A 9,557-nucleotide genomic window follows, 5' to 3' on the forward strand; every position below is an offset into this window, starting at 1 on the left:
GCCGGCACGGGCACCGGGCGGCACCCAGCTCGGAGATGAACCGGTCCACCGTGCCCCGGCTGCGCGCCTCGTCGGCGAGCGACTCGCCGACGATCCGGCCGGCCAGGTCCACGGCGAGCGTGCCCACCTCGGAGCGCAGGTCGCGCACAATGCTCTCGCGCTGGGCGGCGAGCTGGTCGCGCCCGGACGCGATGATGCGGTCGGATTCCTCCCGGGCCTTGGCCAGGACGTCCTGACGGATGCCCTCGGCGTCGGCGCGGGCCTCGTCACGGATGCGCGCGGCCTCCGTACGAGCCTCCGACAGCTGCGCGCGGTACTGCTCGAGCAGCTCGTTCGCCTCGGCCTGGGCGGCTTCGGCGCGCTTGAGGCCACCCTCGATCGCGTCGACCCGCGCCGCGAACGTCTTCTCCATCATCGGGAAGACGAACTTCATCAGCACGAAGCAGAGCAGGGCGAACGCGACCGTACCGACCACGATCTCTTCCCACGCGGGAATGATCGGGTTGTGTTCAGTTGTCTCGCCGCCCTCGGCGGCCAGGTACGCAAGCATGGGAGCTCCGTTCCGCAAGGGGAGAACTAGCCGACGTTCGGAGCCAGGTTCTGCCAGATGAAGCCGAACGCGATGCCCAGCAGGGCCAGCGCCTCGATGACGGCGAAGCCGATCCAGACGTAAGGCAGGGTCAGACGCGAGGACTCCGGCTGGCGGGCGGTCGACTGGATGTAGGCGGAGAAGACCAGACCGACACCGATGCCAGGACCGATGGCGGCGAGGCCGTAACCGATGGCGGCGGTGCTACCCACAACTTCGGCGAGAATCATTGCTCAGTTCCTCCTGGTATCTCGCGTGACTGTCACGCGGGACGACAACGGGGTGGTACTCGAACAGCTCAGTGCTCGTCGGCGAGCGCACCCTGCACGTAGCTCGCGGTCAGCACCGTGAAGACGTAGGCCTGCAGGATGATCACCAGGAACTCGAGGAAGGTCAGCGCGATCGTCATGATCCACGACACGATCGAGAACGGTGCGTACCACACGTTCTCGGCGAGCATCGCGAAGCCACCGAGCGTGAACACCAGCAGCAGCATGTGGCCGGCGAACATGTTGGCGAAGAGTCGGACCGCCAGCGAGAACGGGCGGACCATGAAGTTCGAGAAGAACTCGATCGGGATCAGCAGCGGCAGGATGAACCACGGCGCCGGCGGGATGAGCGCGGCCTTCATGTACTTGAAGAAGCCGCCGTGGTGCCGGATGCCGACGTAGATGAACATCACGTAGCTGATGACCGCGAGGATCGCCGGGAACGCGATGTGCGAGTTCGGCGAGATCTGGATCAGCGGCACGATGCTGAAGAGGTTGTTCAGCAGGATGAAGCAGAACAGCGTCGTGAGGTACGGCGCGAACGCGACACCTCGCGCCCCGATCATCTCGACGGCGATGTTGTTGCGCACGAATCCGTAGAGGCTCTCGGCGAGCCACTGCTTCTTCGTGGGCACCAGCTGCGGCTTCCGGTACGACACCAGGAAGAAGATGATGATCAGAGCAACGGCCACCCAGACCAACAGCGTGATCTTGGTGAACCAGTACGACTCGTGAGCGCCCCACGGCAGGATGCTGGGCAGGTAGAAGTCCTCGACGCTGGGCGGGAACTCCGCTGCGAGGACCGTCGACTGACCGATCACCGTAGCCCTTTCCTGTCAGGCGCCGAGACGGCGCACGATGAGGTAGACACCGCCGGCGATACCAACGACGGCGCCGATTCCGGCGAAGATGCCCTTGGTGCCGACGTAGTGGTCGACCAACCAGCCGATCCCGCCCCAGACCAACATGCCCCCGAGGAGATAACTGACCGCCGTCATCCCCTGGCCCGTGTCGGGCGGGTTCTGACCGTCGTCATCGTGGGGTTTGCTGGGAGGTTCTTGACCGGTCATGACGGCCCGAACGATATCAGCAGGTAAGACGAAGCTAAGCGGGACCCCCCGCACAACCGCAGTTGTCCAGGCGTCAGGGGTCTCGCAACTCGGCAACACGCTACTCCCCCTCCGCCAGAACCGGACAACTTTGTCGCGCGTCAGTCACCGGATCGTGGACAGAGCCCTCCCATAGCGGCACTGACCAGTCGAAACGCCGGTGCTGAAGATCACTTGGAGAGGCTGGTCCGAGCCACCCACCAGATCTGCACAGCCGTCCAGCCGAGCACCCCCGCGACGATCCCCCAGCCCATCGCGAGCCGGCCCGGCCACTCCGAGGAGATCACAAACACCATGATCACGCCGAGCAACGCGTACTTCACCACGTACGTCAGCAGCCCCAGCGGCAGCACCAGGGCCGGGCGCACGGTGTCGGCCCAGGCGAACACCAGGGTCGTCATGGTGAAGCTGACCGTCACGACGCCCACGCCGGCCGCGGCGCCCACCGCGGCGTCGCCGCCACCGGCGAAGAAGCCGACCGACGCCGCGCAGATCATCAGCGCGACCGAGAAGGCGGTCAGGAAGGGCAGGTGCTCCACCCGCCAGCGCGGATCCTCCGGCAGCGGCGGCAGATCCGGCAGCGGGCGGTTGTCGTCGTCGTAGTCATTCCGGGCCGGCGCCGGCTGAGCCGGGACCACGCGGTCGGCGGAGTCGTTCACGCCGGCACCCCCGCCCGGTCGTACGCCGGGAAGGCCCGGACCAGCTCGGCCACCTCGTCGGCGACCTCGCGCAGCTGCGTGGCCCCGCCGACCGAGGCCGGGTCCGCGCGCACGGCCACGGCGATCAGCCCGGCGATCTGGCGCATCTCGCCCTCGCGCATGCCCTGGGTGGTGACGCTGGGAGTGCCGACCCGGATGCCCGACGCCGTCATGGGCTGCTCCGGGTCGTACGGGATGGCGTTCTTGTTCAGGGTGATCCGGGCACGGTCGCAGCGCGCCTCGGCGTCACGGCCGCTGACCCCGGTGTCGCGCAGGTCGACCAGGGCCAGGTGGGTGTCGGTGCCCCCGGAGACCGGGCGCATCCCCTCGGCGGCCAGCCCGGCGGCCAGCGCCTGGCTGTTCTTGACCACCTGGTTCGCGTACGACTGGAAGTCGGGCAGCGCCGCCTCCCGCAGGGCGACGGCCTTCGCGGCGACGGCGTGCATCAGCGGCCCGCCCTGGGTGAACGGGAAGACGGCCTTGTCGATGCGTGCGGCAAGCTCCTCACGACACAGGATCATGCCTCCCCGCGGTCCCCGCAGCACCTTGTGGGTGGTGCAGGTGACGACATCGGCATGCGCTACGGGCGACGGGACGGCCCGCCCGGCGACCAGCCCGATGAAGTGCGCGGCGTCGACCATCAGGTACGCACCCACCTCGTCGGCGATGTCCCGGAAGGCCTTGAAGTCGATCAGCCGGGGATACGCCGTCGCGCCGCAGACGATGAGCTTGGGCCGGTGCGCCTGGGCCAGGTCGCGGACCTCGTCGTAGTCGATCAGCTCGGTGTCGCGGCGCACGGTGTAGCCGACCGGGTGGAACCACTTGCCGGAGAAGTTGACCCGGCTGCCGTGGGTGAGATGGCCACCGTGCGGCAGCCCCATGGCCAGCACGGTGTCGCCCGGCTGGATCAGCGCCGCGTACGCCGCCATGTTCGCCGACGAGCCCGAGTGCGGCTGGACGTTGGCGTGCTCGGCCCCGAACAGCTCCTTGGCCCGGTCGACCGCCAGCTCCTCGGCCCGGTCGACCTCGGCGCAGCCGCCGTAGTAACGCCGTCCCGGATACCCCTCGGCGTACTTGTTGGTCAGCGTCGAGCCGAGCGCGGCGAGGACGGCCGGGGACGTGAAGTTCTCACTGGCGATGAGCTGCAGCCCGCCGCGCTGGCGGGTCAGCTCGCCCAGGATCACCTCGGCGATCTCCGGGTCCTCGTGCTCGAGCGCGCCGAAGTCGGGACCCCAGAAAGTCTCCATGACGCGCTCCCTCACCGTCGGCGACGCTGCCGAGATCGAGCATATGGCTTATGGGGGCCTGCCTGCGGGCACAGTGGTGGTATGCGTTGCCTCGTCACGGGCGCCACCGGGTACATCGGTGGCCGCCTGACGCCCCGTCTGCTCGATGCCGGCCACTCCGTCGTCTGCCTGTCCCGCAGTGCCGCCCGGCTCCGCGACGTGCCCTGGGCCGGGCGGGCCGAGGTGGTGGAGGGCGACCTGTCCGACCCCGGCACACTGCCGGCCGCCTTCGAGGGCGTCGACGTCGCCTACTTCCTCATGCACTCGCTCGGGCAGCCGGACTTCGAGCGCATCGACCGCGAGGCGGCGCACAACTTCGCCACCGCGGCCAAGGCGGCCGGGGTCAGCCGGATCGTCTACCTCGGCGGTCCCGAGCCGCCGCCCGACGAGCACCCCTCGGCCCACCTGCGCTCCCGGGCCGAGGTAGCGAAGATCCTGCTGGACAGCGGGGTGCCGACGGCGGTGCTGCGGGCGCCGGTGATCATCGGCTCGGGCTCGGCGTCGTTCGAGATGCTGCGCTACCTGACCGAGCGGCTGCCGATCATGATCACTCCACGCTGGGTGCGCAACCGGATCCAGCCGATCGCCGTCCGGGACGTGCTGCGCTACCTGATCGGCGTGGCCACGCTGCCGGCCGAGGTCAACCGGGGCTTCGACATCGGCGGGCGGGACGTGCTGACCTACCTGGAGATGATGCGCCGCTACGCCCGGGTCGCGGGGCTGCGCCGGCGGATCATCCTGCCGCTGCGGCCGCTGAGCCCGTGGCTGTCGGCGCACTGGGTGGGCGCGGTCACGCCCGTGCCCAACGCTATCGCCCGGCCGCTGGTCGGCAGCCTGATCCACGAGGCCTTCGCCCACGAGCACGACATCGCCGAGTACGTCCCCGACGAGGGGCTGCTGGGCTTCGACGACGCCGTGCGGCTCGCTCTGGGCAAGGTCCGCGACGCGAACGTGGAGACCCGCTGGTCGAACGCGGTGGGCCGGGACGCGGCGGCCGAGCCGCTGCCCAGCGATCCGGACTGGTCCGGCGGCAGCGTCTACGTCGACGAGCGCACCCGTACGGTGGCCGCGCCCACCCGGGCGCTGTGGCGGGTGATCGAGGGTGTCGGCGGCGAGAACGGCTGGTACTCGTTCCCGCTGGCCTGGTCGGTGCGCGGCTGGATGGACCGGCTCGTCGGCGGCGTCGGCCTGCGCCGCGGCCGGCGCGACCGCAACCACCTGCTGGTCGGCGAGGCGCTGGACTGGTGGCGGGTCGAGGAGATCAAGCCGGGTGAGCTGCTGCGGCTGCGGGCCGAGATGAAGGTGCCGGGGCGGGCGTGGCTGGAGATGTCGGCCGAGCCCGGGCCGGACGGGACGAGCGTCTACCGGCAGCGGGCCATCTTCGTGCCGCGCGGGCTGGCCGGGCACGCGTACTGGGCGAGCGTGGTGCCGTTCCACGGGGTGATCTTCAGCGGCATGGCCCGCAACATCGCCAACCAGGCCACCCGCTGACCGGCGGCCGCCCGCTCACCGGGCGGCGCGGCTCAGCCGGTCGCGGACGGCCAGCCAGTCCTCGGTGTCCGGCGGCCGCTGCACGATGATCGTGCCGACCCCGGCGTCGTCCAGGCGGTGCAGGGCCGCGTAGAGATCCGCCGCGTACTCGCGGGGGTCGGCGCTGAGCACCTCCGCCGCGTCGTAGTCGCCGGCTGTCTCATAGCTCAGCACCGCGACCGGGGCGGCCAGGCCGCTGCGGTCCACAGTTTTCACGTCGTCGACGAGCAAAACCGTCGCCTTGGGGGCGTAGTGGCGCCGGCTCATGCCCGGCGAGGGCCGGGCCGTGCCGTCGGTGACCACCGCTTCGGGCAGCGCGATCGCGCCGGTCACCTCGCGCAACGGGCGCAGCGCCAGCGCACCCGGGCGCAGCAGCGTGGGCGTCGGCGTGGTCAGGTCGAGCACTGTCGACTCGATGCCCCACGAGGCCGGGCCGCCGTCCAGCACCAGCGGCACGTCCGGCAGGCTGCGCAGCACGTGCTCGGCGGTGGTCGGCGAGATGCCCTCCGACCTGTTCGCGCTGGGCGCCGCCAGCGGCAGGTTCGAGGCCTCCAGCAGCTTCAGGGCCACCTCGTGCGCCGGCACCCGGATCGCGATCGTCGGGGTCGGGGCGCCCACCTGCGGCAGGTGCTTCGCCCGCTCGACGACCAGGGTCAGCGGGCCCGGCCAGAACTGCGCGGCCAGCTCGTTCGCGGCGTCGGGCCACTCGTGGGCCAGCGCGCGGGCCGCCGCCACGTTGGCCACGTGCACGATCAGCGGGTTCCAGGACGGGCGGTTCTTCAGGCGGTACACCTCGGCCACGGCCTTCGCCGAGAAGGCGTGGGCGCCCAGGCCGTACACGGTCTCGGTGGGGAACGCGACGACGGACTCGTCCCGCAGCAGCTCCACCGCGCGGCGCAGGCCGCCGGCGTCCGGTCCGACGATCGTCACGCGGGCCTCGGTGCTCCCGGCAGCAGGGCGTCCACGAGCGGGTACAGCGCCTCTTCGATGGTGTCGCCGATGCGCTGGAACGTCTGGTCGCCGCGGCCCCAGGGGTCGTCGAGGTCGTCGCCGGGCTGCGGCTCGGTCTCGGCGCGCAGCCGGGCCGCCGCCGCCACCACGGCAGCGGCGCGGGCGGCGAAGGTCTCGGGGTCGGTGCCGGCCGGCGGGAGCGACCCGGACTCCAGGTCGCGCAGCAACCGGGCCAGATGCCCGAGGACGAACGTGCGGCCGTCCGCACCCGGCAGCAGGGCGTGCACGTAGTCGCTCTGGTCGGCCGTCGCGGTCAGGATCAGGTCGGCCTCGTCCAGCTGGGCGCTGGTCAGCTTGCGGGCCAGGAAACCGTCTGTGCTGCCCCCGCGCAGGGTGATCTGCCGGGCCGCGGGCGGGTTCATCTCCTCGCCCTCGTGCCAGCCGCCGGTGCCCGCGCTGACACTGCGCAGCAGGTCGTCGAGCTCGGCGTCGGGATCGAGCTTGCCGAGGCGCTGGGCGGCGGCCAGGACCAGCAGCCGCTCGGCCATCGGCGACCGGCAGATGTTGCCCATGCACACGTGCAGCACTGTGAACGGCATCGTCAGGACTCCACGGCCAGGATGTCCGGCACGACGTCCCGCAGCTTCTCGAACGGCACCGCGCCGTTGCGCAGCACCCGGGGCACGTCGCCGGTGACATCGACGATCGTGCTCGGCGCCGGGTCGGCGGCCGCCCCGGCCTCGAGGTAGACGCGGACCGCGTACTCGAGCTGGTCGCGGGCCTCCTCGGCGGTGGTCGGGGCCGGCTGACCGATCTTGTTGGCCGTGGTGACGGCCATCGGGCCCACCTCGCGCAGCACCTCCAGCGCGACCGGGTGCAGCGGCATCCGGACCGCGACCACGCCGCCGGTGTCGCCCAGGTCCCACTGCAGGCTGGGCGAATGCTCGACCATGATGGTCAGCGCGCCCGGCCAGAACGCGTCGGCCAGCTCACGCGCCGCCCGGGGCAGCGAATAGACCAGGCCGTCCAGGGTGTGCCGGGAGCCGACCAGCACCGGCGGGGGCACGCGCCGGTCCGCACCGCGGGCGTTCTGCAGGGCGTTGACGGCATGCGCGGTGAACGCGTCCGCACCCACGCCGTACACGGTGTCGGTGGGCAGCACGACGAGCTCACCGCTCTTGACCGCCTCGACAGCCGCGGCGATGCCGCGATCGCGCTCGGCCACGGCCCGACAGTCGTAGAGCATCACAAGTTGCAGTGTGCCATGGCGCGCACGAAGTGCCCTACACGCGGCGGGCCGTCGCATATCGTGGGCGGCCGGTCAGATCCTGATGGGCGGCGACCTCGGTGAAGCGCCCGTCGGCCCGCAGCAGCTCCGGCACCGCCGCCGCGTGCACATCGTCGTGCTCGATTCCGAGCACGCCGCCGGGCCGCAGCAGCGCCGCGGCCAGGGCGATCACCGGGCGGATCACGACCAGGCCGTCCGCGCCGCCGAAGACGGCCTCCGCCGGGTCGTGGTCGGCCACTTCCGGGGGTACGGCGGTCCCGTCCGGCACGTACGGCGGATTGCACAGCAGCACGTCCACCATGCCCCGGCAGTCGGCCAGCAGCCCCGGATCCGTCACGTCGCCCGGCACCACCCGCACCACGGGGAACGCCGCGGCATTACGGCGCAGGTACTCGAGCGCCGCCGGCGACCGTTCCACCGCGATGACCCGGCCCGGTGCGGCCTCGTCGGCGACCGAGCAGGCGATGGCGCCCGTACCGCTGCACAGGTCGACCACCGTCGCACCCGGCGCGGTGTGCTCGATCCCCCAGCCGGCCAGCAGCTCGGTCTCCGGCCGCGGCACGAAAACCCCCTCGCCCACCGCCAGCTCCAGGTGCCGGAAGGCGGCCGTGCCGAGCAGGTGCTGCAACGGGATCCGCTGCGCCCGCTGCTCGACCAGCCCGGTGAACCGGCTCGCCTCGTCGCCGCGCACGGTGTCGATCAGCAGCAACCGGCCGCGCCCGACCCCGAGAACGTGCGCGGCGAGCAGTTCGGCATCGACGCGCGGCGACGAAACGCCCGCCCCGGCAAGCAGTGCGGTGGCCTTGGCCAGCACCGGGGCCAGGCGCGTCCGTTCCGTTCCGGTCGAGGGGTGTTCGTGCGTCGGTGTCACGGCATAATCATGGAACGTCGTCTCTCGACGGTGACCGGCCGGGTCACTCGGCGATGAACGGCGTCGGCGGGAGGGGCCTGGATGGCCGTGGCGGCACCATGACGTGGCTCGATCAGCTCGGCGACAACGTTGACGACCTGCGTACGGCGGGCAAGCTCCAGCAGGGCGGCCGGTCCGCGGAGGCGTTGACGATCCTCGACAAGGTGCTCGCCCGTACGACCGACCCGCTGACCCGGGCGTACGCGCTCGTCCAGCGGTTCGGTGCCCTGATCAACCTGGGCCGGGTCGCCGAGTTCGCCACCGCGATGACGCTCGCCTCGAACGCGGTCCGGGAGACCTCCGACCCGTACCTGCGTGGTCAGATGCACGCGTTCGCGGCGCTGGGGGCCCACCTGCAGAGCGCCCTGGACCGCGGGGTCACCCATCTCGTGCAGGCGTCGCGCGCGCTGGCGGCGGTGCCGGACGGCGACAGCGAGACGGCGTGGGGCTGGCACGACCTCGCCATGGCGTACAGCTATCTCGGTTTTCACGGCCACGCGCTGACCGCGATCGAGCAGGCCCGCCAGGTCGGCGCCGCGGCCGGCATGGCCAGCGAGGTCTTCGCCGCGCCGGGCATCCGGCTGCGCAACGCGGTCTCGCTGGACCACCAGGGCGACACCGACGGCTGCCTGCGGGTGCTGCGCGACATCGACGCGGAGCTGACCCGGTATGTCGCCACCGGCGCCGACGTGCGGCTGCGCCCGAGCAGCCGGCCGGTCTACGGCTACGCGCTGGCCCGCCGGGCGGCCCTGGGCGAGTCCACCGAGACCGACGTGGCCGCCCTGCTGACCGGCGGCGGCGACAGCGTCCGCTCCCGCGACCTGCGGCACCTGGGCACCGTGTGCCTCGACATCGCCGCCGACAAGGCCGGGGACGCGCTGCGCAAGCTCGACGCCGTACCGGTCTCCCAGGAGATCCTCGGCCCGG

Annotated in this window: 11 protein-coding genes and 1 pseudogene; 2 read left to right on the forward strand and 10 right to left on the reverse strand. The window is 71.6% G+C overall.

Annotated features, from left to right (window positions below; all coding sequences use genetic code 11):
* The 6 genes from AB0C29_RS19760 to glyA form a co-directional block, all read right to left on the reverse strand.
* Window positions 1-550: F0F1 ATP synthase subunit B (locus AB0C29_RS19760; RefSeq protein WP_360822059.1), on the reverse strand; the 550-nt coding region annotated here is incomplete at its 3' end.
* A 26-nt stretch (window positions 551-576) separates the two neighbouring features.
* Window positions 577-819 (reverse strand): ATP synthase F0 subunit C, encoded by a 243-nt coding sequence (locus AB0C29_RS19765; protein WP_203775387.1) that lies wholly within the window; start codon window positions 817-819, stop codon window positions 577-579.
* A 68-nt stretch (window positions 820-887) separates the two neighbouring features.
* Window positions 888-1,679, reverse strand: coding sequence for a F0F1 ATP synthase subunit A (gene atpB, locus AB0C29_RS19770; protein WP_360822061.1), 792 nt, complete (start codon window positions 1,677-1,679; stop codon window positions 888-890).
* A 15-nt stretch (window positions 1,680-1,694) separates the two neighbouring features.
* Complete coding sequence (locus tag AB0C29_RS19775) at window positions 1,695-1,928, reverse strand: hypothetical protein (RefSeq protein ID WP_360822063.1); 234 nt, start codon at window positions 1,926-1,928, stop codon at window positions 1,695-1,697.
* A 209-nt stretch (window positions 1,929-2,137) separates the two neighbouring features.
* Complete coding sequence (locus tag AB0C29_RS19780) at window positions 2,138-2,539, reverse strand: hypothetical protein (protein ID WP_360822075.1); 402 nt, start codon at window positions 2,537-2,539, stop codon at window positions 2,138-2,140.
* Window positions 2,540-2,622: 83 nt separating this feature from the next.
* Window positions 2,623-3,912, reverse strand: coding sequence for a serine hydroxymethyltransferase (gene glyA / locus AB0C29_RS19785; RefSeq protein ID WP_360822065.1), 1,290 nt, complete (start codon window positions 3,910-3,912; stop codon window positions 2,623-2,625).
* An 81-nt stretch (window positions 3,913-3,993) separates the two neighbouring features.
* Between glyA and AB0C29_RS19790 the strand changes: the two genes are divergently transcribed.
* The gene (locus AB0C29_RS19790; protein WP_360822067.1) at window positions 3,994-5,442 is read left to right on the forward strand and encodes an SDR family oxidoreductase; all 1,449 of its coding nucleotides are present in this window, start codon (window positions 3,994-3,996) and stop codon (window positions 5,440-5,442) included.
* Between the two features lie 15 nt (window positions 5,443-5,457).
* On the opposite strand, the gene AB0C29_RS19795 is transcribed toward AB0C29_RS19790, so the two are convergent.
* The 4 genes from AB0C29_RS19795 to prmC are packed head-to-tail and all read right to left on the reverse strand — an operon-like array spanning window position 5,458 to window position 8,591.
* Entirely contained in the window at window positions 5,458-6,411 is a 954-nt protein-coding gene (locus tag AB0C29_RS19795) for an L-threonylcarbamoyladenylate synthase (protein ID WP_360822069.1), read from the reverse strand.
* On the reverse strand, window positions 6,408-7,031 hold the full coding sequence (locus tag AB0C29_RS19800) for a phosphotyrosine protein phosphatase (RefSeq protein WP_360822071.1): 624 nt from the start codon (window positions 7,029-7,031) through the stop codon (window positions 6,408-6,410). The genes AB0C29_RS19795 and AB0C29_RS19800 overlap by 4 nt, the downstream gene beginning before the upstream one ends.
* 2 nt (window positions 7,032-7,033) lie before the next feature.
* A complete protein-coding gene (locus tag AB0C29_RS19805) occupies window positions 7,034-7,678 on the reverse strand; it encodes an L-threonylcarbamoyladenylate synthase (protein ID WP_360550284.1) in 645 nt (214 codons plus the stop codon).
* Window positions 7,679-7,715: 37 nt separating this feature from the next.
* Window positions 7,716-8,591, reverse strand: a complete 876-nt coding sequence (gene prmC, locus AB0C29_RS19810) for a peptide chain release factor N(5)-glutamine methyltransferase (protein WP_360822073.1) — start codon at window positions 8,589-8,591, stop codon at window positions 7,716-7,718.
* A gap of 98 nt (window positions 8,592-8,689) precedes the next feature.
* On the opposite strand from prmC, the pseudogene AB0C29_RS19815 reads away from it, so the two are divergent.
* Window positions 8,690-9,557: pseudogene (locus tag AB0C29_RS19815) on the forward strand (GGDEF domain-containing protein); the annotation flags it as partial.

The sequence above is a fragment of the Actinoplanes sp. NPDC048791 genome (assembly GCF_040650095.1).
GTDB lineage: Bacteria > Actinomycetota > Actinomycetes > Mycobacteriales > Micromonosporaceae > Actinoplanes.

Coding starts and splice junctions, on each gene's coding strand:
- AB0C29_RS19765 (WP_203775387.1), bottom strand. CDS start 819: ATGATTCTCGCCGAAGTTGTGGGTAGCACCGCCGCCATCGGTTACGGC.
- AB0C29_RS19775 (WP_360822063.1), bottom strand. CDS start 1,928: ATGACCGGTCAAGAACCTCCCAGCAAACCCCACGATGACGACGGTCAG.
- glyA (WP_360822065.1), bottom strand. CDS start 3,912: ATGGAGACTTTCTGGGGTCCCGACTTCGGCGCGCTCGAGCACGAGGAC.
- AB0C29_RS19790 (WP_360822067.1), top strand. CDS start 3,994: ATGCGTTGCCTCGTCACGGGCGCCACCGGGTACATCGGTGGCCGCCTG.
- AB0C29_RS19800 (WP_360822071.1), bottom strand. CDS start 7,031: ATGCCGTTCACAGTGCTGCACGTGTGCATGGGCAACATCTGCCGGTCG.
- AB0C29_RS19805 (WP_360550284.1), bottom strand. CDS start 7,678: ATGCTCTACGACTGTCGGGCCGTGGCCGAGCGCGATCGCGGCATCGCC.